The sequence below is a fragment of the Algibacter sp. TI.3.09 genome (assembly GCF_038154905.1).
Taxonomy (GTDB): Bacteria; Bacteroidota; Bacteroidia; order Flavobacteriales; family Flavobacteriaceae; genus Algibacter.
Map to the genome: position 1 here is coordinate 184540 of NZ_JBAKAN010000005.1, position 25690 is coordinate 210229.

Here is a 25690-nt window from a genome sequence, read left to right on the forward strand (position 1 = left end):
ACTCTTCTTATAATTAATCGTGAACTTGACTTTTACTAGTTATTTATGTGTTAATAATAACGTTTTTTTGAAGTATTTTTACTAAACTTGCCGGTATTATGAGAAATAAACATCAATTTTAATGAAATACCTAAGATTCAGCTTTCAAATTTGTCTTTTTTTTACCGCGGTGTTATCTGCTCAAAATAAAGAGGTTACTCTAGAAGAAATATGGAACGGAACATTTAGAACCGAAAGGCTCGATGCTTTGCATTCTATGGCTAACGGTCAGCAATATTCTGTTTTAAATTTTAATCGCGAAGCACGAAGCACTTCTATAGATATCTACGATTATAAAACTCTGGAAAAAGTTAATACGTTGGTTAATTCGAGCGATTTGGATAATGTAGATTATTTTACAGATTACACTTTTAGTGATGATGAGAGTCAAATTATATTGGCGACAAACGAGGAGTCTATCTTTCGTCATTCAGTACTAGGGCATTATTATATCTACGATGTAAAAAGTAAAAGTTTGACTTTAATTTCTGAAGAAAAAATACAGGAACCAACGTTGTCTCCTAACGGGAATAAAGTAGCTTTTGCTAGAAATAATAATTTATATATTAGGGACTTAGTAACAAGTGAAACTTTTCAAATAACCTTTGATGGTGTAAAGAATAAAATTATTAATGGTATTACGGATTGGGTTTACGAAGAAGAATTTGCCTTTGTTCGCGCCTTCGATTGGAATGCCGATGGAACTCAAATAGCATACATTAGGTTTGATGAAACTAACGTGCCTGAATTTTCGATGGATGTTTATGGAATGGGACTTTACCAAACGCAGGAAGTGTTTAAATATCCTAAAGCTGGTGAGGCCAACTCTAAAGTATCGCTTCATGTTTATAACTTGAAAACAACAAAAACTACTGCGGTAGATTTAGGAGAAAAGATAGAATATATTGCCAGAATAGAATGGACTAAAAACGCTGATGTTTTAAGTGCTCAGGTTTTAAATCGTCATCAAAATAAATTAGACTTATTAGCTTATAACGCTGCTGAGAATAAAACTAGTGTATTGCTAAGTGAAGAAGATAAAGCTTATATTGATGTTACCGATAATTTAACGTTTTTGAAAGATAATAGTTTTATCTGGACAAGCGAAAAGGATGGCTATAATCACATTTACCATTACGGTAAAGATGGTAAGTTGATAAACCAAATTACCAAAGGCGCTTGGGAAGTAACCAATTATTATGGTTTTAATGAAAAAGCGAAAACTATTTTTTATCAATCGGTAGAAAATGGATCTATAAATCGTGATGTTTATTCTGTTAAATTAAACGGTAGAAGTAAAACGAGGTTAACAAAAGACGAAGGTACAAATGGTGCTGATTTTAGTGCTGATTTTTCATATTTTATAAATACATTTTCTAACGCTTCAACACCACCTAGATATACTTTAAATAGTGCGTCTTCTGGCGAGGTTATTAAGCTGATTAAGAATAATGAAGCGTTATCTAAAACGCTTTCGGAGTATAAAATTTCTAATAAAGAATTTAGTACAATTGCTATAAATGGAAACGATTTAAATATGTGGACGGTTAAGCCTACAGATTTTGATGCTTCAAAACAGTATCCGTTATTAATGTTTCAATATTCAGGGCCAGGTTCACAACAAGTAGCAAATAGTTGGATAAGTTCTAACGATTATTGGTATCAATTATTGGCGCAAAAAGGCTATATTGTAGCCTGTGTTGATGGTAGAGGAACAGGGCTTAAAGGTGCTGATTTTAAAAAAGTAACTCAAAATGAATTAGGGAAATACGAAGTTGAAGATCAAATTGCTGCAGCTAAACAATTAGGTGCTTTACCTTATATTGATGCGGAACGTATTGGTATTTGGGGATGGAGCTTTGGTGGTTTTATGAGTAGTAACTGTTTGTTTAAAGGGAATGATGTTTTTAAAATGGCAATAGCGGTTGCGCCGGTAAGTAGCTGGCGTTTTTACGATTCTATTTACACAGAGCGTTACATGGCAACACCACAAGAGAATGCAAGTGGTTATGATGAAAATTCGCCTATAAATCATGTTGAAAAACTTAAAGGAGATTTTCTTTTAATTCATGGTTCTGGAGATGATAATGTGCATGTGCAAAACACAATGCGTTTGGTTGAAGCCTTAGTGCAAGCAAACAAACAATTTGATTGGGGAATTTATCCAGATAAAAACCACGGCATTTATGGTGGTAATACACGATTGCATTTATACACAAAAATGACCAATTTTTTAGATGAAAATCTAGGTGATAAAATAAGCAAGAAATAATAAAAGCATAATTAACTAACAACAAATTTATGGCAGCTAAGGCATTGCAACCACATCAAAAGGAATTATTTGGACAACCAATAGGACTGTATATTTTATTTTTAACCGAAATGTGGGAGCGCTTTTCATACTACGGTATGCGTGCCTTATTGGTGTTGTACATGACTACGCAAACTACTGGAGACAATAGAGGTGCAGGTTTAGCCTGGACAGATCAAGAAGCTTTAGCGCTTTATGGCTGGTATACTATGCTGGTTTATGTGATGTCTATTCCTGGAGGAATGATTGCAGATAAATTGATTGGTCAGAAAAAAGCGGTTTTATATGGAGCCGTTATTTTATGTATTGGTCATGCCGTTTTAGTGCTTACTGATATTTGGGCTTTTTATACTGGTTTAGGTTTAGTTATTTTAGGTGTTGGTTTATTAAAACCTAACATTTCTACTATGGTTGGTGGCTTGTATAAGGCAGGTGATATTAGACGTGATAAAGGATTTAGTATTTTTTATATAGGTATTAATTTAGGGTCGCTTTTAGCAACTATGGTTGTTGGTGGTGTTGTTGCAAAATGGGGATGGCATGCTGGTTTCGGATTAGCAGGTGTTGTTATGGTTCTTGGATTAATAAACTATATAGCTGGTCAAAAATATTTATCTCAGGTCGGTAACTTTATACCGAGCACAAATGATAAAAACGAAGTGTCTTACGGTCAGTTGTATTCTGAGTTGTTTAGTTCTCCAAAACAATTAATGTTTGCTGGTGTATTATTAGCGGCATCTTTATTTGGTTGGTATGCTATGGGGTGGGGTTATGGTTTGTTATTTTTGTTTTTAACAGCAATTTCATCTTTATTAATGATGATTTATAAAGATTTAGATACGCAGGTGTATAAAGATCGTTTTGTTGTTTTATTGTTATCATTCATTATGGTAATTATCTTTTGGGGTGCTTTTGAGCAAGCTGGAGGGTTAATTAATTTATACACAGACACTAAGACGGATAGAGTGTTATTTGGTTGGGAAATACCAACAGTTATGTTTCAAAGTTTAAATGCCGGATTTATTATTCTTCTTGCAACAACTGTAGCTGGTATTTGGGCTAAACGAAAACTAAAAGGAAGAGAAGCTTCTTCTTTATTTAAAATGGCAGCAGGTATTATAATTATGGGCTTTGGTTTTTTATTCATGGTGTTTGCAGCCATGGAATTTGAGAAATCAGGGACGTCTAGCATGATTTGGTTAGTGTTAGCTTATTTATTTCACACTATTGGAGAGCTTTGTATTTCGCCAGTTGCGCTTTCTTTTATAACAAAATTAGCGCCTGTTAAATACGCCTCATTAATGATGGGAGTTTATTTTGCAGCCACTGGTCTTGGTAATAAAGTCGCTGGTGTTATAGGTGAATCTGCAAGTGAATTTGGAGAGCTTAATATTTTTGCAGGAATTGTAATTTTTACTGTAGTTATCGGTATATTGTTTATAGTAATTTTGAAACCTTTAAAACGGTTAACTCATGGAGCAGAAGAAAGTGAACGCGTTTTAAAAAACGAAGAAGCTGAAGGTTTCGAATTAGCTGAAAACTAAAAAACACATAACCCTCTTTTGAGGGTTTTCTTCATTATAACCATTAAATATTCTTTTTATGAATACAGATATTGAAAATCTATTTAAAGACAAAGTAATAGGGCATCCTGCAGGTTTGTTTATTATTTTCTTTACAGAAATGTGGGAACGTTTTTCATTCTACGGAATGCGTATTCTTTTAGTATTGTTTTTAACGGCACCTATGCTTGGCACTAATCCCGGTTGGGAGTGGCCTCGTGAGCATGCTTTAGCTTTAATTGGAACTTATGGTTCTATGCTGTATTTAACACCAATTATTGGTGGTTGGGTTGCTGATAAAATTACAGGTTATAAATGGGCTGTTATCATTGGTTGCTTCTTTATGATGCTTGGGCATTTGTCTATGGTTTTTGAAACACCTTGGTCTTTGTATTTAGGTTTAGCTTTATTAATTATAGGTACAGGTTTCTTTAAGCCTAATATGACTTCTATGATTTCTGAAATGTACAAAGGCAAAGAGTCTAAAAAAGATGGCGCTTATACTATTTATTATATGGGTGTAAACGCTGGAGCTTTCTTCGGAATGATGCTTTGTGGTTATTTAGCTGAAAACATTGGTTGGAGTTATGGTTTTGGATTGGCAGGTATCTTTATGTTACTTGGTTTAATTCAGTTTTGGTTGGCGAAAGACTTTTTTGGACAAATTGGTGAAAAACCATCTAAAGTGCATGAAGTAGAATTACCTCAAAACATCAATGAAAGAAATCCTAAAGAACAAGATGCAACTGAGCATGTTGAGAAGTTAAACCCTTTTACGACTATAGATAAGGTTTTAATAATTTTATCTGCACTAGGAGGCTTTTTATATCTTTTAAACGATCCGATTTCTAAAATAGGAAACGTTAATTTGCTAAACTTCAAATTAGGAGGTTTAGATGGTTCTAGCGTTACTGTTTTAACGGCGTTAGTTCTATTTTTATATTTAATAACAACACGTATTTCTAGATATTCTAGAATTGTACGAGATAAAATTATTGCAGTATCTGTTTTTGCTGTATTTACAGTAATATTCTTTGCAGCTTTCGAACAAGCTTTAGGCTCCATGACGCTGTTTGCAAGAGATTATACAGAGCGTGCACTTACAGGTAGTTCTGCAACAATCTTTAAAGTCATCGATTTAATATTAACCGTAGGTCCATTAGCAATAATTACCTACGTCTTATTTTTGCTTTTCAAAAAAACGTATAAGAAAATCTTATTATCTAATATTATTCTGAGCTTGTCTTTTGTGTTTCTATGGTACATTGTTTATTATAAAATTAACAATGAATTTAGTAAAGATGCTACTGAAGTGCCAGCAACTTGGTTCGGTATTTTAAACTCATTTTTCATAATTACATTAGCTCCATTATTTTCTAGATGGTGGGAAAGTAAATATAACCCGAGTGCAGCTACTAAGTATGGTATTGGCTTATTGCTTTTAGGTCTAGGTTTTGGAGTGTTAGTTTTTGGTACATTGGGTATTCCGCAAGGCGCAAAAACGGCATCAGTTAGTATGGTGTTTTTAATATTAGCTTATTTGTTACATACTATGGGCGAGTTGTGTATTTCTCCAGTAGGGTTATCTTATTTAAGTAAATTAGTTCCGGGTAGAATGATCGGGTTTATGTTCGGTATTTGGTATTTAGCCATTGCTATCGGTCAAAAAGCAGCGGGAACTATGGGAGGCATGATTGATAAGATTACAGCAGAGTATTCTCTAAGTAGTTTTTTCTTGATATTTACTATTGTTCCGGCAATATTTGCGTTAATTTCATTAGTGCTAAATCCTTTACTTAAAAGGCTTATGCATGGTGTACGATAATAAAATAAAATGTTAAAATATATAAGAACGCTCCTTTTTTAGGGGCGTTTTTTGTAAGTTCGGTACGGCTTTTGTTACTTTTGTAAGAAGTTAGCAGTTTCAAATAATAAATATGAAGCTGAATACATTAAAATTAATTGCAATGAAAAAAATAACATTCGCGTTTTTATTAACGGTTATTACTACAGTTTACGTAAACGCACAAGAAATTAAGTGGTTAACATTAGACGAGGCTATAGCGCTTCAAAAGAAAAATCCAAAAAAGATTATGATGGATATTTACACCAGCTGGTGTGGACCATGTAAAATGTTGGATAAAAATACATTTCAAAATAAAGAAGTTGCAGATTATGTAAACAAGCATTATTATGCCGTTAAATTAAATGGTGAAGGAAATGATGTGGTAAACTATAAGGATAAAGCATACGGTAATCCCAATTACGATCCGGCAAAAGCGAACAAACGTAACTCAGCGCACGAATTAGCACGTTATTTTCAAATAAACGCCTATCCAACGGTTTTGTTTTTTGATGAAACTGCTGAAGTTATTACACCGCTAAGAGGGTATCAAACACCTCCGCAATTAGAGTTGTATTTAAAGATGTTTAAAAACGACGATCACAAAAATATTAAAACACAAGATGAATTTAATGCGTATTACAGTGCGTTTAAATCGGAATTTAAAGGATAGAATAATCCGAGTACATTCTTAATATTCAATTATAAAAGCTCCCTTTTCATGTGTGTCATGGAAAGGGAGTTTTCGTTTTTTACAAACGGCTTTCCATTGTTTGGTGTAAGATTTATAATTGCTACCATCTGCAATTATATATTTCGGGTTAATAGAATCGATTAATCTGTTTAAGTTTATTTTTGGTGATTGGCGCAGTAAAACATAATCCGGATTAAACGATTTAATATGGTAGGTGTTTAAGCTGTCTACAACTAAAAATTTTTTGTTTTTCAACAGATAAATAGATTGAAGTTTATTGTATTCAATGTTGTTAATAAAATGGCCTACGGTATAGTTTTTTATAGTTGAATTTTTTAAAAGGGCCATACTATCTAAATCATGCGCTACGTTTAATTTGTTTTGCGTTGTGTTCCCAATCATGCTAAAACGACTTTTATGAAACACCACAAATTGATTAGAAGGTTTTCTGAAATTTGTGTAAATAAGAGCACACTGAAAACTAATTACAGCTAAAAGCGCCCATTTTAAATTAGAAAACTTATAGTTTTTAAAGACTTGTATTATTGAAAAAATTATAAGATATGATGTTAATACATGCCAGATGGTAAAATGAACATCGTTGAAGATAAATGAATCTTGTTGAGAAATAACACTCATAATATAATTCATGCCGCTAATAATATATCCAAAAAAGTCTGCTAAAAATGCAGGTAATATATTTAGAGAAGCCATTAAAATCACAACGATTCCTAGACCTAAAATAATAGCTAACGGCGGAATAATAATGATGCTAGACAACAAGAATAGCCCAGCGAATTGATGAAAATAAAAGAGTAGAAGCGGAGCAATACCAAATTGAGCTGCGATACTTATAGTAATAGTATGCCAATAAATATCTAGTAATTTGTTTTTTGGTTGCCATAATTTATAAATCATAGGGTCTATGTAAACAATAGCAAGTACAGCCATATAACTTAATTGAAAACCAACATCGAATATATAAAGCGGTTTCAGTAATAAAATAATGAAAATTGAAATCGCCAACGTGTTGTAAATGTTAGTTGGTCTTTTTAAGTTGTTTGCAATAGCGACAATGCTAAACATGGTTACAGCTCGAGTTACCGATGCTGTTAAACCAGCAATTACGGCAAAACTCCATAGAATGATAAGTATTAATATTGTTTTTTGAAGTTTGCCAAATTTTAAGCGTTCTATCGGTTTTAAAACCCAATTTAATAGAATTAGTATAACTCCAATATGAAGTCCTGAAATAGCCAATATATGTATAGCTCCTGCGTTTCTGTAATCGCTATAAATGTCTTCACTGAGGTCTTGTCTTTGCCCCAGAAAAAGCGCATTAATTACAGCGAGTTCGTCGGGTTTAAAATGATATTTTTTTAATTTCGAATTAATAAATTGTCGAGTAGCATTTGCGTATCCAAATACCGTATGTGTATTATCGCTAATTAAAAATAGCTCGGTAGGTTTTAAGCTGACTTGGTGATAAATGTATTTCTTTTCTAAATACGATTCGTAATCAAATTGAAAAGGATTTAACGGATAGCCTAAGCTTTTAAAATTGCTTTTTGTAGAGAATATAGCGTCTATGTTAAGCGGCGGTTTTAAAGTGTCTTTCTTTATGCTTAGTAGCGATTTTCCTTTGGATTGTTTTGCGTCAACCTGTAAAATATCAACAATATATTTGTCGTAATAAGTGTTGGGTTTTAAAACTTCTCGAATTCTGAAAGTGATAGCGTAACCAGAGTCATCTTTATTTAAAAGATGTTTTGTATAGTGGTTTTTAAAATTTTGTTGATTGTGGATGTTTACAGTGAGAACTCCAATCGAAATCATTAAAATAAAAGCAGTAATCCCAAACCAAATAGTTTTAAAAAACTGTTTTCTAGCTATAAAGTAAGTGATACCTAGTATTAATGATGCAGCTAGTGTAAAATACAAAGTCATCATTATTGGAATGGGAATAAAATACCCAATTAAAACGCCTATCACTAGGCAAATGGTTAGTTTAATTATGGTGAAATTGAGAATTTTCATAATTAAACTAAGATATAAAATATCTTATAAAATCCGTCGAGCTTCGTAAAAAGCTTTATGCCAGTAAGTTTCGTTTATCCAAGAAGTCATTACGCCTTTGCTGCTAGTGGCGTGTATAAACTCAATATCGTTGTTTTCTATAGAAACAATAAGTCCAACATGGTTAATTGCGTTTCTTCTATTGCCGGTTTTAAAGAATAACAAGTCGCCTTTATGCACATCTTTTAAGTTAATTTTATCTCCACGCTTGGCCATGTCTCGAGAGATTCTCGGTAGATTAACGTCGTAAGCTCTAAACGATTCGTAAATTAAGCCCGAACAATCCATGCCCGCTTTTGTAGTGCCACCCCATTTGTATCGAACGCCTTCAAAACTTTCAGCGTATTCAATAATGTTGTCTGCTTTTGTTCTTCTGCTATTTGCAGTTCTTGGCGTGTAATTTTTTTCTTCGGAAGAAATAACTACGCGTCCTTTTTCGTATTCCTGAGATTTTTTAGTAATTATTTTAGAAGATGAATTAGAACTTCTTTTTGATCGTTTTGAAGATTTACAACTGCTAAAACTTATAAATAGAACTAGTATAAAAATGATTTTTTTCATATAAAGATTAACCTTTTATCGCGTTGTAAATTAATTGCGCTGTTTTCTCACTAGCACCTTTTCCCCCAAGGGCTTTCTCTAATTCGTAATAGTCTAAAAAGAGTTTTTTTCTAGATTCTTTGTCCAAGATACGTTCCAATTCTTTCTTTAGTCTTTTTTTATTAAAATCACCCTGAATAAGTTCTGTTACCACTTCGCGATCCATTACTAAATTTACTAAGGATATAAACTTTAAAGTAATAATACGTTTAGCTATTTGGTAAGATATTGCACTGCCTTTATAGCAAACCACTTGCGGCACTTTAAATAAAGCCGTTTCTAATGTAGCCGTTCCTGAGGTGACTAAAGCTGCTGTAGAAATACTTAATAAATCGTAAGTTTTATTATCAATAAATTTTACGTTAGCCGATTTAATAAAGGTTTGATAAAAACTGTAATCCTGACTTGGTGCACCTGCAATTACAAATTGATAGGCTTTAAAATCGTCAACAAGACTAAGCATTACCGATAACATTTTTGTGATCTCCTGCTTTCTGCTTCCTGGTAAAAGCGCAATAATAGGTTTGTCGCTAAGTTGGTATGTTTCTCTAAACTTTTTTTCGCTTACTTGCTCTCGGTTGGCAATGGCGTCAATAAGTGGGTGGCCAACGAAATTAACTTTGTAATCATGTTTTTTATAGAAATCTTCAACAAAAGGAAGAATAACATACATGGCATCCACATCGCGTTTTATGTCTTTAACACGACTTGCTCGAGAGGCCCAAACTTGTGGTGAAATATAATAGTGTGTTTTAAAATTGGCAGCTTTGGCCCATTTTGCAATGCGTAAATTAAAGCCCGAATTATCAATAAAAACAACAACGTCTGGTTTGTAATCTGCAATATCTTCTTTACAAAAACTTATAAATTTAGATATTTTTCGAAGGTTCATAATAACCTCTATAAAGCCCATAAAAGCACGCTCTTTGTAGTGTGTTACTAAAGTGCCGCCAACGGATTGCATAAGGTCGCCTCCCCAAAATCTAATTTCGGCATTTGGATCTTCTTGAAACAAAGCCTTCATAAGGTTTGAGCCATGTAAGTCTCCCGATGCTTCACCTGCTATTATGTAATATTTCATGTGCTAAAACTTTTTAAGTTGGGGTGATTGTAATTTCTAAAGCATTTTAAAAAGAAACGTAAATACAGCAATAAAAACAGTGATTAATAATACACCTCTAGCACGATAATCTTCTTTTCTTTTAATGAAAATAAAAAAACTAATCAGATTTAAAACAGCGCCTAAGCTAATGAGTTTTCCTAAAAAGCCTTCTTCGGCTGCAGCCTTAATTACAGTTGTAAAATCGTCGCCTCTGCCAAGTAGTGTTGCGGTTAAAATTAAGCCAACAGCATTTGCTATTAATCCAACGAGCATGCCTATAAAAATTTCTTTCTTCATCTATTTTAAATTCCAAGTATTTAGTTGTTGTATAAAGTGGTGTGCGGTTAAATCGAACTGTACAGGAACCACAGAAACATAGTGGTTTGCAAGTGCCCATTCGTCAGTATCTTCACCATTGTCTAAGTTTACAAATTTACCCGAAAGCCAATAATAATCTTTGCCTTGTGGGTTTTTGCGTTTGTCGAAAGATTCTACCCAATTCGATTTTGCTTGTCTACAAATTTTGATGCCTTTTATGTCGCCACTTTTAGCCTTTGGTATGTTTACATTTAGAACAACGCCTTTTGGTAAGCCTGATTTTAGTACATTTTCGGCAACCTTTTTTACGTAAGGTTTAGAGGCTTCAAAGTTAGCATCCCATGCGTAATCCAGTAAAGAAAAACCAATAGCCGGAATGCCTTCAATACCTGCTTCAATAGCAGCACTCATGGTGCCAGAATAAATAACGTTTATAGCAGAGTTAGATCCGTGGTTTATACCAGAAACACAAAGGTCTGGTGTTCTTGGTAGTAATTCTCTAATGGCGATTTTTACGCAGTCGGCAGGTGTGCCAGAACAGCTAAATTCTTTCTGCGGACCTTCGCTAATTTTTACGTTTTGAGCAAAAAGCATAGCGTCTAAAGTAATGGCGTGGCCCATGCCACTTTGCGGACTATCGGGGGCTACCACAAAAACATCACCTAGGTTAATCATAACTTCAATTAAAGCTCTAATTCCTGGAGCTGTAATGCCGTCATCATTTGTAATTAAAATAAGGGGTTTTTTTGACATAATTTGTTCTTAAATTATAAATGCTAAAATACATAATTTCGATGGTTAACGCCTTATTTCTTCTGTTTAACAAAAAATTAGTAACGAAAACAGATTGTTGGCATAGTTTTTTCTCTATTTTAGTAGAATGATATAAAATTCCCTAAAGAATTTTTAAATACAGAAGATGAAGAATATTATGAAAAAGAATTTTAAAGTACTATCGTTGTTAATGGTTTTGGCATTTGCCTCGTGTAGTTTTACTTCAAAGAAATTCGATAATCCAGATAAAGATAAAAAATTAATAGAACTTATAACCTTTGTTATTGAGCGTGGACATTTTGATCCTATTGCTTTTGATGATGCCTTTTCGGAAGAGTTGTTTTCCGATTATTTAGAAATCGTAGATCCTGTAAAAAGATATTTTTATGCTTCGGATTACAGGGAGTTTGAAAAATACAGAACAAGTTTAGACGATCAATTAAAATCTGTAGATATTTCGTTTTTCAATTTGGTGCACGAGCGTGTTTTAGAACGTATAGGTGAAGCCAAAAATATTTATCACGATATATTATCTAAGCCTTTTGATTATAATGTTGATGAAGATTTTGATACCGATTACGAGAATACTGGTTATGTAAAGAATAAGAGAGAAATGAAAGCCCGTTGGAGACAGCAATTAAAGTTTTCTACACTTTCTAATTACGATGATATTTACGAAGGAGAAAAACGTTCTAAAGAAAAGGACCCAGAGTATGTTATGAAAACCGATAAGGTTATTGAGAAAGAAGCGCGTGAGGCGACTTTAAAATCTATCGATATTTATTTCAATGATAGTGTGGATGATTTAGATCGTGATGATTGGTTTGCTGTTTATGTAAACACTATTGTAGAAGAATTTGATCCGCACACATATTATTTAGCGCCAAGAGGTAAAGAGAATTTCGACCAACGTATGTCAGGAAAACTTGAAGGTATTGGAGCGAGATTACAAAAGCGAATGGATTACATTAAAATTGTAGAATTAATTTCTGGAGGACCAGCTTGGAGAAGTAAGCTTTTAGAAGTTGAAGATGTTATATTAAAAGTAAAACAAGAAAATGAAGATGTAGCTGTGGATATTGTTGGTATGCGTATTAACGATGCTATTAAATATATAAAAGGACCTAAAGGTACCAAAGTAACACTTACCATTAAAAGTATGGATGGTACAGTTAAAGATGTTACTATTACTAGAGATGTGGTAGAGTTAATGGAAACTTATGCAAAATCATCTGTTGTTGAAAAAGATGGCGGACGTTTTGGGGTTATCGATTTACCTGCATTTTATGCCGATTTTCAGGATTATAAAAATATAAATGCTGCTAAAGATGTAAAAGACGAAATTTTACGTCTTAAAAAAGAAGGTATTGAAGGTTTAGTGCTCGATTTACGTAATAATGGTGGTGGATCTTTACCCACTGTTGTAGATATGGCAGGTTTGTTTATCGAAGAAGGGCCAGTGGTTCAAGTACGATCTACAGGTCAAGCAAAAGAAGTTTTAAAGGATAGTGATAAATCTATTGTTTGGGACGGGCCTTTGGTTGTGTTAGTAAACGAAATTTCAGCGTCAGCATCAGAAATTATGGCAGCAGCTATGCAAGATTATAAGCGTGCTATTATTATAGGGAGTAAACAAACTTACGGTAAAGGTACAGTGCAAAATGTAATAGATTTAAATAATGTTTTACGGAGTAATACAGGAGGAGATCTTGGAGCTATAGCGTTAACCACTAAAAAATATTATAGAATTAATGGTGGTTCTGTGCAGTTAGAAGGTGTTAAAAGTGATGTGCAAGTACCAGGACGTTTTAGTTATATTGATGTAGGTGAAAAGGATAAAGATAATCCATTACCTTATGATGAAATTGATGCGGCCGATTACAAGCCTTGGACGGGTTATTTCGATTACAATACAATTGTAGCAAATAGTAAAGCACGTATGGCTAATAACGCTCAATTAAAGCTTATTGATGAAAATGCTAAATGGGTAAAAAGTAAAATTGACGATACTAAGTTTTCATTGAATTTTAAAAAGTATAAATCTCAATTGGATAAAAATGAAGAAGAAGCTAAACGTTTTGACGCTATTTCTGATTATAAAACCAACTTAACTTTTAATTCCACAAAATACGAGCAATCTCTTTTTGATAAGGATACTACCGATTTAAAAGAAAAACGCGTACGTTGGCACGAGAGCTTAAGTCAAGATGTTTATGTTGAAGAGGCTTTAAATGTTTTAGAAGATTTGAAAAACTTCCCAGTAGAAAAAGTTGCAGCGACGCATACTCAAGCTAAAAATTAGAAGAAATAAAATATATGAGTTCAAAATCTAGCTCACTAAAACAATTGGCACTCCAAAAATTTAAAAAGAATTTTTGGGGTGTTTTTAGTTTATGCTTTATTGGTTTTGTTGGTGTTGTTTCGGTGTTTGCATATGCCTTTGCACCCGATAATTCTCAATATGCCAATCAAATGCATTTATCAATTCATTCTAAAAAACCTGGCTACACGGTAACTATGCTTACTATCCCTTCAGGATTAGAAGTAGATCAAAGCATGTTTGATAAACTATTTTTTGGGAAGAAGAACACAGATTCTGAAATTCCTATATCGGAATACCATGTAGAGAGCAAAACTTTAAGTTATACAGAATATGCTTCCGATGGCTTGGAAGGTGTTAAGAAAACAATGGAGTTAAGTCGGTTTCCAAATAGTGATGCTACATCGTTTATAAAAGAAAAATCATTTCTTTTCGGAACTGATAAATACGGGCGAGATTTATTGAGTCGTGTGCTAGTAGGCGCTAGGATTTCATTTTTTATTGGGTTTGTAGCGGTGTTTATTTCATTAGTTATCGGCATTTTTATGGGTAGTATTGCGGGTTATTTTGGAGGTAAGGTAGATGCTGTTATTATGTGGATTATAAATGTAACCTGGTCTATACCTACTCTGCTTTTGGTAATAGCGATTACTTTAGCATTAGGCAAAGGTTTTTGGCAAGTGTTTATTGCTGTCGGTTTAACCATGTGGGTGGAAGTAGCTAGAGTAGTGCGCGGGCAAATAATTAGCACTAAAGAAATGCAATACGTAACAGCAGCAAGAGCTTTAGGTTTTAATGATTACAGAATAATCACAAAACATATCCTTCCGAATATTATGGCGCCGGTAATTGTAATTTCAGCAGCAAACTTTGCCGCAGCTATTTTAATAGAAAGTGGTTTGAGCTTTTTGGGTATTGGTGCGCAACCACCAATGGCTAGTTGGGGTGCTATGATAAAAGATCACTACAATTATATTATATTAGGGAAGCCTTATTTGGCTTTAATCCCGGGGCTTTGTATAATGAGTTTGGTGATGGCTTTTATGCTTATAGGTAATGCGTTACGCGATGCGTTAGATGTAAAAGGGTGAGTGTGCTTAGTTTAATTTAAAAAGAATTAGTTTAGTGTGATGATGTATATCATCATCTAACCATCATATTGCATATTAGCATTAAGATTATCGATATAGCCTAAAACTTCGTCTTTTCCTATGTCTTTAGATGATGATGTAATAAAATAGTTAGGCATATCTTCCCAAGTTTCTAATAAAATAGCTTTGTAAGCATCAACGTGATCTTGAATTGCTTTTGGTCTCAGTTTATCGGCTTTAGTAAAGATGATAGAAAATGGAATGCCATTTTCCCCAAGCCATACCATAAAATCGGCATCTACAGGTTGAGGTGTGTGGCGAATATCAACTAAAACAAACGCCGTAACAAGTTGTTCTCGCTGTCCGAAATAATTAGTAATAAATTTTTGAAACACCTTTTTAGAACTCTTAGAAACACGAGCATAACCATAACCTGGTAAATCTACTAAGTGCCAGTTTTTATTAATTAAAAAGTGATTAATAAGCTGTGTTTTTCCTGGTCGTCCAGACGTTTTAGCTAAGCTTTTTCGGCTAGTTAGCATATTAATCAACGACGATTTTCCTACGTTACTTCTGCCAATAAAAGCGTATTCTGGCAGTCTGCTTTTTGGGCATTTTTCAACTTCGGAATTGCTCATTACAAATTCGGCCGATTTAATATGCATCTATCTTAAGGTGTTTAATGTTGGGAATGTTTTATGCTAGAAAAGTGTCTAGAATTGTCTTTTTTCTAACCAAGCATCCATGATTTTATTGAATTCATCAGGGTGTTCCATCATGGCTGCATGGCCACATTTGTCAATCCAATGTAATTCAGAATCTGGTAAAAGTTCGTTAAATTCTTCTGCAACTTCAGGTGGTGTTACGCTATCATTTTTACCCCAAATAATACAAGTGGGCGTTTTCATGTTAGGTAAATCTTTTGCCATATTATGCCTAATAGCACTTTTGGCAATAGCTAAAGTTTTTATTAGCTTATTACGGTTATTTACGGTTTCGTAAACTTCGTCTACAATTTCTTTGGTGGCAACTGCGGGATCGTAAAAAACATCTTGTGCTTTCTTTTTAATCACCTCGTAATCGCTACGTTTTGGGTAGCCTCCACCCATAGCACTTTCGTAAAGGCCAGAGCTTCCGGTTATTATTAAGCCTTTTACAGTGTCGGGGAACATTTTTGTATGGTATAAGCCAATGTGTCCGCCAAGCGAATTTCCTAATAAAATAACCTCATCATAACCTTTAAAAATTATAAATTCGTGTAGGTATTTGGCAAAGCTTTTTACGTTAGTTTTAAGCAGTGACATGCTGTAAATTGGGAGTTCGGGGATAAGGACTTTATATCCTTTTTGGCTAAAAAAATCAGTTACGGCATCAAAATTACTCAATCCGCCCATTAATCCGTGTAGCACAATAATTGGTGTACCCTCTCCGGCTTCAATATAGCTGTAATTACCTTCTTTTTTTAAACTATGCGTCATTAATCAGTATTCATTGCATGAGAAACAAATATAGTTATTTCATTGATATTTCAAAGGTTTTAATTCCTTCTGAAAAAAGAATAATTTTTCTGCGTCAAGAATAGTGTTTTGAATTAAGATTTTTCTTATAAAATTAATTAAAGAATAGTCAAGTTTGCTTACCGTTTTTATTGATCTCGTCGATTGTAGGATGTATTTCGTCAAAAACTTGTTAACAAAGTGGGGTAAAGTGGTAAAATGTGGTAAAATTTTCAATATATTTGAATCTTAAACGTTTAAACCATAGCGAAATACTATTGGACTTATTAACAGGAACATACGATTGTAAAGTTGATGTCAAAGGCAGACTTATGATGCCTGCTGCGATAAAAAAGCAGCTTGCGTCGGTGTTAGACGATGGTTTTGTTTTGCGAAGATCGGTTTTTCAGAAGTGTTTGGAGTTATATCCAATGCAAGAATGGCAAGCGTTAATGCAGAAAATGAATAAGCTTAATAAGTTCAAGAAAAAGAACAACGATTTTATTCGAAGATTTACTGCTGGGGCAAAAATTATTGAAGTTGATGTTAATGGGCGCTTGTTAGTACCGAAAGATTTAACAGTTTTTGCTAACATTTCGAAAAATATTGTAGTGGCTTCGGCAATCAATATTGTTGAAATTTGGGATAAAGATTTATATGAACAAGCCATTGATGATGCGGCAATCGATTTTGCAGATTTAGCCGAAGAAGTTATGGGGCAAGATGATGAAGACTATGGAATATCATAATCCGGTATTATTAAAAGAAACGGTAGATGGTTTAAATATTAAGCCTGACGGCGTTTATGTTGATGTTACTTTTGGTGGTGGCGGACACAGTAAGGAGATTTTAAAGCGACTTGGTGAAAACGGAAAATTATTTGCGTTCGATCAAGATTTGGACGCTCTTGAAAATACAATTGACGATTCTCGATTTACATTGATAAACGAGAATTTCAGATTTATAAAACGTTTTTTACGATTTCATGGTGTGAAAAAAGTAGATGGTGTTTTGGCAGATTTTGGCGTATCGTCACATCAATTTGACGTTGCGGAACGTGGTTTTTCTACTCGGTTTGAGGCTGATTTAGATATGCGAATGAATCAAGAAAAAGCATTGTCGGCATTTCATGTTATTAATGAATATGAAGAAGAACAATTGAAAGATGTGTTCTTGCAATATGGTGAATTACGTGCGGCGCCTGCTATGGCTAGTTTAATTGTTGCACATCGTGAAACTGAAGCTATTGTTACAAGTGAACAATTGAAGTCTGTATTGCGAAAGTTTTTACCGCCAAGACACGAGAATAAAGTTTTAGCTCAAATATATCAGGCTATTAGAATTGAGGTGAATCAAGAAATTGAAGCTCTAAAAGAGTTTTTATCTCAAACACCTGAGATTTTGAACGAAAACGGAAGGTTAAGTTTTATATCATACCATTCTTTAGAAGATCGGTTGGTTAAAAGATTTATTAGAAACGGACTGTTTGAGGGAGAGCCAGAACGTGATATGTTTGGCAATTTTGAAGTGCCGCTAAAAAAGGTTGGTGGCTTAATAGTGCCTACTGCTGCAGAGATTAAAATAAACAACAGAGCACGAAGTGCAAAGTTAAGGATTGCTACAAAGGCTTAATTTCAAATAAATAAAACGAGAGTGCTAGATCCAATACCGAATTGAAAAAGGAGGTTTTTGTGTCTTTAATAATAAGAGTGGTTTTTCCGCTTTTTTGAAAACATCATATTTCAGTTATTAAAGTGAAAAATAATATATACGACATATTAAAAGGAACATTTTTAGTCAGTGACGATTCGTTTAAGAATTGGCGCATGATTTTATTTGTTTCCGCTTTAGCGATAGTTATGATAGCGAGCTCGCATAGTGCAGATAAAAAAGTTTACGAAATATCTAAACTTAATAATGAAGTAAAAGAAATGCGTTCGGCATTTGTGGATGGTCGTTCTAAATTGCAGCGATTAAAAATGGAATCGACTGTGTTGGCAAAAATGAAAGAAAAAGGTTTGGCAACTTCCACAACGCCAGCAAAAAAGATAAAAGTAAAATCTCAAAAATAATTAGAACACCTTGGCTGTAAACGATAAGGGCATATTAAATAGACTATATTTTGTAGCGGGATGCATGTTTGTGTTCGGGCTTGCTGTGTTGTTTAAATTGTTTAGTATTCAGTATTTGCAAGGTGATAAATATAGAGCGCTGGTTGAAAAACGTGATGTTCAAAATATTACTATTCCTGCAAATCGTGGTAATGTATATTCTGATAATGGTGGTTTGTTGGCAACATCAATACCGAAGTATAATATTGCTATAGATGCAGTGGTGTCGCCAACTAAAAAGTTCGAAGAATTTGTTGGTCCGTTGTCCGATTCGCTTTCTAAATATTCAGGAAAATCATCATCCTATTACGAGAAGTCTATTAGAAAAGCACGTGCAAATAAAAATCAATATTTACTATTAGCAAAAAATATTAATTATACCGATTATGTGCGTTTTAGAGGATTTCCGCTTTTAAAATTAGGCGCAATTCCGGGAGGGCTTATTGTAAGTCAGAAAACGAAGCGAGAATTTCCAATGGGTGAAATAGCGCAGCGTTCTATCGGTTACGAAAGATTTGATGACGAAGGAAATGTAACGCGTGCTGGAATCGATGGTGCTTTTGGAGTAAAATATTTACGTGGTACCGATGGTAAGCGTTTAAAACAAAAAATAGGGAAAAACAAATGGAAACCACTTACGGATTACAACCAGGTGGAGCCAAAAGATGGGTATGATGTTTATACAACTATAGATGTAAATATCCAAGATATCGCGCATCATTCACTATTGGGGCAGTTAGAGTATTACGAGGCTGAGCATGGGTGTGTTGTGGTTATGGATGTTAAAACTGGTGAAATTAAAGCCATTTCGAATTTAGCAAAAACCAAGAGTGGCGAATATTACGAAAAACGCAATTATGCCGTTTGGGAGTCGCACGAGCCAGGGTCTACGTTTAAAGTTATGGCGCTTATGGCTGCTCTAGAAGATAAGGTGATTGATACGGCAACGATTGTAGATACTAGAAAAGGATCTAAGCGTTTTTACGGAAGAACAATAAGTGATTCACATGGTAACGGAAAAATATCCGCCGCTCGTGCGTTAGAGGTTTCTTCTAATATTGGTTTAGCAACCATTATAGATGATAATTATTCTAAAGATCCTCAAAAATTTATAAAACACTTAAAAGATTGGGGATTAGATAAACCTCTTGGTGTTTCTATTAAAGGTGAAGGTGATCCTGTAATTCCTGAGCCAGGCGATAAAATTTGGAGTAGGAATGCTTTACCGTCTATGGCTTATGGGTATAATTTACGAATTACACCGTTGCAAACACTTACATTTTATAATGCTATTGCTAATGATGGTGAGATGGTAAAGCCAAGATTTATAAAAGCAGTTAAGGAGTTTGATGAAGAAATTGAGGTTTTTGAAAAAGAAGTGATTAATAAAAAGATTTGCTCTGATAAAACCTTGGGAGAAATGCAGGAAATCATGAAAAACATAGTGGTTCGTGGAACAGGGAAAAAACTGTATTCTTCAAGTTTTTCTATGGCAGGAAAAACGGGGACGGCAAGAACTGAATATGGTAATTACGAAGAATGGAGAAAGGATCGAAAATATATTTCATCTTTTGCGGGGTATTTTCCAGCAGAAAACCCAAAGTATTCGTGTATTGTAATAATCCATAAGCCAAGTACTAAAAAAGGGTATTACGGGGCCGATGTTACAGGGCCGGTTTTTAAACGTATTGCGCAAAAAATATTTACAGACACACCTTTAATAGACGAAGTAAAGTCGTTGGATGTAAAAGTAGCTTCTGTTCAGGAAGAGTATAATCGTTTTTACGAAACCACAAAAACTTATAAAACCATAATGCCAAATGTTGTGGGCTTACCTGCCATGGACGCATTAGCGCTTTTAGAAAACATGGATGTGAAGGTTAAGGTGAAACTTAACGGAAACGGCGTTGTGAAAGAGCAATCTATAAATAAGAGTACTAAGTTAAAAAATAACCAAACGGTTACATTAAAAGCATCATGAGTGTATTAAAAGACATATTGTATAAGGTTACTTTAAATGCTGTTGTTGGAAACACGAGCATGGATGTAAATAACATTCATTTCGATTCGCGCAACATTGTTAAAGGTGATGTGTTTGTGGCTATCCGCGGCAGTGTTGTGGATGGACATAATTATATAGATGTAGCTGTTAAAAATGGTGCTACTGCAATAGTTTGTGAGGCTACTCCAGAAGATGTTGTTGATGGTGTAACTTATGTGGAGGTTGATAATTCTAGTAAAGCTATGGCTATTATGGCATCTAATTTTTACGGTGTGCCATCCGAGAATTTAAAACTTGTTGGTGTTACTGGTACTAACGGAAAAACAACAGTTGCTAGTTTGTTGTTTCAGTTGTTTAAAAATGCTGGGTTTAAAGTGGGGTTACTTTCAACTGTAAAAATAATTGTAGATACTGTAGAGTATAAAGCAACTCATACTACGCCAGATTCTTTAACTATTAATAAGTATTTAAAGGAGATGAATGCTGCAGGTGTTGAGTTTTGTTTTATGGAAGTTAGCTCGCATGGTATTCATCAATTTAGAACAGAAGGGTTACATTTTGAAGGTGGGATTTTTACAAATTTATCGCACGATCATTTAGATTATCATAACACTTTTGCAGAGTATCGCGATGTTAAAAAACGTTTTTTCGACGGTTTACCATCAACAGCTTTTGCGTTAGTGAATACCGATGATAAAAATGGAGCAATTATGCTTCAAAATACAAAAGCGAACAAACAAACATATGCTTTAAAAGGCTATGCTGATTATAAAGCACAGATTCTAGAAAACAGATTAAGCGGTTTATTGCTTAAGGTGAATGATAGTGAAGTTTGGACACGATTAATCGGGAATTTTAATGCTTACAATGTATTAGCTATTTACGCTACAGCGGAATTGTTAGGGCTCGAAAAAGTAGAGATTCTGCGTTTAATTAGTGATTTGGAAAGCGTGAGCGGACGATTTCAGTATTTAATTTCAGATGAAAAAATAACAGCGATTGTTGATTATGCACACACACCTGATGCATTGAAAAATGTATTGGAAACTATAAATAGTATTCGTACTAAAAATGAAGAGCTCATTACCGTTGTTGGTTGTGGTGGAGATCGTGATAAAACAAAGCGTCCAAAAATGGGGCATATCGCTACGGCGTTAAGTACAAAAGTGATTTTTACTAGTGATAACCCACGAAGTGAAGAGCCACAAGCCATTTTAGACGATATAGAAAAAGGCGTAGAGCCTCAGAATTTTAAAAAGGCCTTAACAATTTCAGATAGAAAACAAGCTATTAAAGCGGCTTGCCAAATGGCGCAACCTAACGATATTATTTTAATCGCAGGAAAGGGGCATGAAGATTATCAGGAAATTAAAGGAGAACGTTTTCATTTTGATGATTATGAAACCGTGCAAGAGATATTAAAGCAATTACAGAAGTAATTAAAATAGAGAAAGAATGCTGTATTATTTATTCGAATATTTAGAAAAACAGTTCCAGTTTCCTGGGGCATCACTCTTTGGGTTTTTAACCTTTAGAGCAGCATTGGCTATGATTTTTGCTTTGCTTTTTTCAACAATTTACGGTAAAAAAATAATTAGCTTTTTATCTAGAAAGCAAATGGGAGAAACCATTCGCGATTTAGGTTTAGACGGTCAAAAGGAAAAAGCCGGTACACCTACAATGGGTGGAATTATTATCATTCTAGCAACGTTGATTCCTGTGTTGTTATTAGCAAAGCTTTCAAATATTTATATCATTTTATTGATAGTAACCACTATTTGGATGGGGATTATTGGTTTTATAGACGATTATTTAAAGAAGTTTAAAAATGATAAAGACGGTTTAAAAGGGCGTTTTAAAATTTTAGGACAAGTTGGTTTGGGAATTATAGTGGGTAGCACATTGTTTTTTCATCAAGATGTTACTATGAAGGAAAAATTACCAATAGAGCAACAACGAGCATTATTGGTAGAAAATCCGGATATAGCGCCGTCGAAGTTGTTCGCGGCCGAAATGAAATCGACTAAAACAACCATTCCTTTTGTAAAAGGAAATGAAATTGAATATGCAAAGTTAATCACATGGATTAGTCCAGATTTAGAAAAGTACGCTTGGATTATTTTTATTCTAGTTACCATTTTTATAATCGCAGCAGTTTCAAACGGAGCTAATTTAACCGATGGTATCGATGGCCTCGCGGCAGGAACATCGGCTATTATTGTACTTACATTAGGGATATTTGCTTGGGTTTCTGGTAATATTATTTTCTCAGAATATCTCAATATTATGTATATCCCACGTGTTGAGGAAATCACAATTTATATCGCTGCCTTTGTTGGTGCGCTAATTGGTTTTCTTTGGTACAACACCTATCCGGCACAGGTTTTTATGGGAGATACCGGTAGTTTAACTATTGGAGGTATTATTGCTGTAATTGCTATCGCGGTGCGTAAAGAATGGTTAATTCCGGTGCTTTGCGGCATCTTTTTAGCTGAAAACTTATCGGTAGTAATGCAGGTAAGTTGGTTTAAGTATACAAAGAAGAAATATGGTGAAGGTCGACGCATTTTCAAAATGTCACCATTGCATCATCATTATCAAAAATCGGGATATCACGAAAGTAAAATTGTAACACGATTTTGGATTGTTGGTATTTTGCTAGCTATTCTTTCAATTGTAACGTTAAAAATTAGATAATAAATGTATGGTTTCCGCGAAAGCGTAGATTATATAAAATGATAAAGAAATGGCAAAACAAAGACTAGTCATATTAGGAGGAGGAGAAAGTGGTGTAGGAACTGCGCTTTTGGCTAAAACTAAAGGCTTCGACGTTTTTGTTTCCGATAAGGGAAAAATAAAAGAAAATTATAAACAAGTTCTTGTACAAAATGATATTGAATGGGAAGATGAGAAACATTCGGAAGAAAAAATTCTGAATGCTAACATCATCATGAAAAGTCCTGGTATTCCTGATAAAGCGCCTTTGGTAAAACAAATTCGTGAAAAGGGAATTAAGGTGGTTTCGGAAATTGAATTTGCAGCCCAATATACCAATGCAACAATTGTTGGTATTACGGGAAGTAATGGTAAAACAACAACGGCAACACTAGCGCATCACATTTTAAAAGAAGAATTGAATGTGGGATTGGCTGGTAATATTGGCGATAGTTTTGCTAAGCAAGTTCTGGAAGAAGATTTTGATAATTACGTGCTAGAAATTAGTAGTTTTCAGTTGGATGATATTATCGACTTTAAGCCTAAAATAGCTGTAATAACAAATATTACTCCAGATCATTTAGATCGATACGATTATAAATTTGAAAATTATATTGCATCTAAATTTCGAATAGCTAAAAACCAGAGTAAGGACGATTATTTAATTTATGATGCCGATGACGAGGTTATTGTAGATTATTTAAAAAAGAATCCGGTTCAATCAACATTATTGCCGTTTTCATTAGTGAAAACAATAGAGAATGGCGCGTATTTAGACAAAGAAAATAACATTAAAATAACAATAGATAACACCCAAATAATTATGCCAACAAACAAAATAGCATTAGAAGGAAAACACAACGTAAAGAACGCTATGGCGGCTTCTACTGTTGCGCATTTACTAAAAATTAGAAAACAAACTATTCGTGAGAGTTTAGAAAACTTTCAGGGTGTAGAACATAGATTAGAGCAAGTTTTAAAAATAAATAAAGTACAGTATATCAACGATTCTAAGGCAACCAATGTAAATGCTACATATTTTGCTTTAGAGAGTATGAGTGCACCAACAGTTTGGATTGTTGGAGGTGTAGATAAGGGTAATAATTACCAAGAGTTGTTTCAGTTTGTAAACGAAAAAGTGAAAGCTATTATTTGTTTAGGTGCAGAAAACGAGACTTTAATGAGCACTTTTGGAAATATGGTGGATGTTATTGTTGAAACTCAGTTTATGAGTGAAGCAGTAAAAATTGCTTATAAATTAGCTGAATCTGGCGATAACGTATTGTTGTCTCCGGCTTGTGCAAGCTTCGATTTATTTGAAAATTACGAAGATAGAGGCCGCCAGTTTAAAAACGCGGTTAGAAATTTATAAAACAGTTAATGCTGCATAATAAGCGGAATAATAGAAAAGCGAGATAAGAAAAAAAGTAAATGCAAACGCTATTTAAAAATATAAAGGGAGATCGATTAATTTGGGCCATTGTAGCGCTACTAGCTATATTGTCCTTTCTACCTGTGTACAGTGCGGCGAGCGACTTGGCATATAGTAAATACGATGGAAATACATTTATTTCGTTCGTAAAACACTTTATGCATTTGGTTTTAGGGTTTGCAATTATGTATGGAGTGCACAAAATTCCGTACCGTTATTTTAAGGGGCTGTCATTAGTGATGCTACCTGTGGTTGGGGTTTTGTTATTAATTACCATGGCTCAAGGCACGGTAATGGGTGGTGCAAGTGCGAGTCGATGGATTAAAATACCGGTTGTAGGTTTGTCTTTCCAGACATCTACGTTGGCCTTTGTAGTTTTAATGGTTTATGTGGCGCGATATATGTCGAAAGTAAAAGATGAAGTCATAACATTCAAAGCGTCTATTTTGCCGCTTTGGGCACCTGTATTTATTGTGCTGGCTTTAATTTTACCATCTAACTTTTCTACGGCTGCTATTATGTTTTTAATGGTAATGATTTTGGTGTTTTTAGGAGGTTATCCTGTGCGTTATATGGCTATTATCTTGGGTTCTGGCTTAGTTGCTTTAATACTATTTATTATGGTAGCTAAATTAACAACAGGGCCTTTAAATGTTAAAGTAACAACTTGGGAGAATAGAATTAAGAATTATTCTGATAGTGAAGATACTGATGCCGATTATCAAATAGAAAAAGCAAAAATAGCCATTGCTTCTGGAGGAATTACTGGTGTTGGACCAGGTAAAAGTATTCAGAAACATGCTTTGCCACAATCGTCTTCAGATTTTATTTTTGCTATAATTATTGAAGAATACGGTTTAATTGGAGGTTTTTCAATCATGATTTTATACATGTGGTTATTGTTTCGAGTGGTAATTGTTTCTCAAAAATCGGATACTATTTTTGGGAAGTTGCTTGTGTTGGGCGTTGGGTTGCCTATTGTTTTTCAGGCTTTAATAAACATGGCTGTTGCTGTAGAATTATTCCCGGTAACGGGGCAAACTTTACCTTTGGTTAGTAGTGGAGGAACATCTATTTGGATGACCTGTTTAGCGATAGGTATTATACTTAGCGTAAGTGCTAGACGCGAGGAGATGAAGGAAAAAGAAATAAATGAAGATAATCCGTTAGAGATTCTTTCGGAGGCTATATAAATATTGAATTA

The 25690-nt window shown here is 34.1% G+C and carries 21 protein-coding genes; 14 read left to right on the top strand and 7 right to left on the bottom strand.

Annotation, left to right across the window (positions count from 1 at the left end):
- The first annotated feature begins 121 nt into the window (after nt 1-121).
- From V6246_RS15570 to V6246_RS15585, 4 genes are all read left to right on the top strand, one after another.
- Nucleotides 122-2311, top strand: coding sequence for a S9 family peptidase (locus V6246_RS15570; protein ID WP_341561383.1), 2190 nt, complete (start codon nt 122-124; stop codon nt 2309-2311).
- Between the two features lie 29 nt (nt 2312-2340).
- Entirely contained in the window at nt 2341-3894 is a 1554-nt protein-coding gene (locus V6246_RS15575) for a peptide MFS transporter (protein ID WP_341561384.1), read from the top strand.
- A 58-nt stretch (nt 3895-3952) separates the two neighbouring features.
- The gene (locus tag V6246_RS15580; protein ID WP_341561385.1) at nt 3953-5737 is read left to right on the top strand and encodes a peptide MFS transporter; all 1785 of its coding nucleotides are present in this window, start codon (nt 3953-3955) and stop codon (nt 5735-5737) included.
- A gap of 142 nt (nt 5738-5879) precedes the next feature.
- Nucleotides 5880-6428 (top strand): thioredoxin family protein, encoded by a 549-nt coding sequence (locus V6246_RS15585; RefSeq protein WP_341561386.1) that lies wholly within the window; start codon nt 5880-5882, stop codon nt 6426-6428.
- 18 nt (nt 6429-6446) lie between these two features.
- Here the strand turns inward: V6246_RS15585 and V6246_RS15590 are convergent, their stop codons facing one another.
- Genes V6246_RS15590 through surE form a run of 5 tightly spaced genes read right to left on the bottom strand, consistent with a single transcriptional unit; the run spans nt 6447 to nt 11298 of the window.
- Nucleotides 6447-8486, bottom strand: coding sequence for a ComEC/Rec2 family competence protein (locus tag V6246_RS15590; protein WP_341561387.1), 2040 nt, complete (start codon nt 8484-8486; stop codon nt 6447-6449).
- A gap of 24 nt (nt 8487-8510) precedes the next feature.
- A complete protein-coding gene (locus V6246_RS15595; protein WP_341561388.1) occupies nt 8511-9086 on the bottom strand; it encodes a C40 family peptidase in 576 nt (191 codons plus the stop codon).
- 7 nt (nt 9087-9093) lie between these two features.
- A complete protein-coding gene (lpxB, locus tag V6246_RS15600; RefSeq protein WP_341561389.1) occupies nt 9094-10206 on the bottom strand; it encodes a lipid-A-disaccharide synthase in 1113 nt (370 codons plus the stop codon).
- A 36-nt stretch (nt 10207-10242) separates the two neighbouring features.
- Nucleotides 10243-10524 carry a hypothetical protein gene (locus V6246_RS15605; protein WP_341561390.1) on the bottom strand — a complete coding sequence of 94 codons (282 nt, stop codon included), beginning with the start codon at nt 10522-10524 and terminating at the stop codon, nt 10243-10245.
- Entirely contained in the window at nt 10525-11298 is a 774-nt protein-coding gene (gene surE, locus V6246_RS15610) for a 5'/3'-nucleotidase SurE (RefSeq protein WP_341561391.1), read from the bottom strand.
- Nucleotides 11299-11476: 178 nt separating this feature from the next.
- On the opposite strand from surE, the gene V6246_RS15615 reads away from it, so the two are divergent.
- Nucleotides 11477-13621, top strand: a complete 2145-nt coding sequence (locus tag V6246_RS15615) for a carboxy terminal-processing peptidase (RefSeq protein ID WP_341561413.1) — start codon at nt 11477-11479, stop codon at nt 13619-13621.
- 14 nt (nt 13622-13635) lie between these two features.
- Nucleotides 13636-14730, top strand: a complete 1095-nt coding sequence (locus tag V6246_RS15620) for an ABC transporter permease (protein ID WP_341561392.1) — start codon at nt 13636-13638, stop codon at nt 14728-14730.
- A gap of 56 nt (nt 14731-14786) precedes the next feature.
- Here the strand turns inward: V6246_RS15620 and yihA are convergent, their stop codons facing one another.
- The gene (yihA, locus tag V6246_RS15625; protein WP_341561393.1) at nt 14787-15395 is read right to left on the bottom strand and encodes a ribosome biogenesis GTP-binding protein YihA/YsxC; all 609 of its coding nucleotides are present in this window, start codon (nt 15393-15395) and stop codon (nt 14787-14789) included.
- A gap of 48 nt (nt 15396-15443) precedes the next feature.
- Nucleotides 15444-16208 (bottom strand): alpha/beta fold hydrolase, encoded by a 765-nt coding sequence (locus V6246_RS15630; protein WP_074938895.1) that lies wholly within the window; start codon nt 16206-16208, stop codon nt 15444-15446.
- A 296-nt stretch (nt 16209-16504) separates the two neighbouring features.
- Between V6246_RS15630 and mraZ the strand changes: the two genes are divergently transcribed.
- The 8 genes from mraZ to V6246_RS15670 all read left to right on the top strand — a co-directional run bounded on the left by mraZ (nt 16505) and on the right by V6246_RS15670 (nt 25679).
- Nucleotides 16505-16975 (top strand): division/cell wall cluster transcriptional repressor MraZ, encoded by a 471-nt coding sequence (mraZ, locus tag V6246_RS15635; RefSeq protein ID WP_341561414.1) that lies wholly within the window; start codon nt 16505-16507, stop codon nt 16973-16975.
- Nucleotides 16962-17858 carry a 16S rRNA (cytosine(1402)-N(4))-methyltransferase RsmH gene (gene rsmH / locus V6246_RS15640; RefSeq protein ID WP_341561416.1) on the top strand — a complete coding sequence of 299 codons (897 nt, stop codon included), beginning with the start codon at nt 16962-16964 and terminating at the stop codon, nt 17856-17858. Before mraZ ends, rsmH begins: the two co-directional genes overlap by 14 nt.
- Before the next feature lie 122 nt (nt 17859-17980).
- Nucleotides 17981-18298 (top strand): FtsL-like putative cell division protein, encoded by a 318-nt coding sequence (locus tag V6246_RS15645; protein ID WP_341561394.1) that lies wholly within the window; start codon nt 17981-17983, stop codon nt 18296-18298.
- 64 nt (nt 18299-18362) lie between these two features.
- Nucleotides 18363-20318, top strand: coding sequence for a penicillin-binding protein (locus V6246_RS15650; protein WP_341561417.1), 1956 nt, complete (start codon nt 18363-18365; stop codon nt 20316-20318).
- A complete protein-coding gene (locus V6246_RS15655) occupies nt 20315-21778 on the top strand; it encodes a UDP-N-acetylmuramoyl-L-alanyl-D-glutamate--2,6-diaminopimelate ligase (protein ID WP_341561395.1) in 1464 nt (487 codons plus the stop codon). The genes V6246_RS15650 and V6246_RS15655 overlap by 4 nt, the downstream gene beginning before the upstream one ends.
- A 16-nt stretch (nt 21779-21794) precedes the next feature.
- Nucleotides 21795-23036, top strand: a complete 1242-nt coding sequence (gene mraY / locus V6246_RS15660) for a phospho-N-acetylmuramoyl-pentapeptide-transferase (protein ID WP_074938901.1) — start codon at nt 21795-21797, stop codon at nt 23034-23036.
- Between the two features lie 49 nt (nt 23037-23085).
- On the top strand, nt 23086-24426 hold the full coding sequence (gene murD, locus V6246_RS15665) for a UDP-N-acetylmuramoyl-L-alanine--D-glutamate ligase (protein ID WP_341561396.1): 1341 nt from the start codon (nt 23086-23088) through the stop codon (nt 24424-24426).
- A gap of 59 nt (nt 24427-24485) precedes the next feature.
- Nucleotides 24486-25679 (top strand): FtsW/RodA/SpoVE family cell cycle protein, encoded by a 1194-nt coding sequence (locus V6246_RS15670; protein WP_159019246.1) that lies wholly within the window; start codon nt 24486-24488, stop codon nt 25677-25679.
- Nucleotides 25680-25690 lie beyond the last annotated feature (11 nt).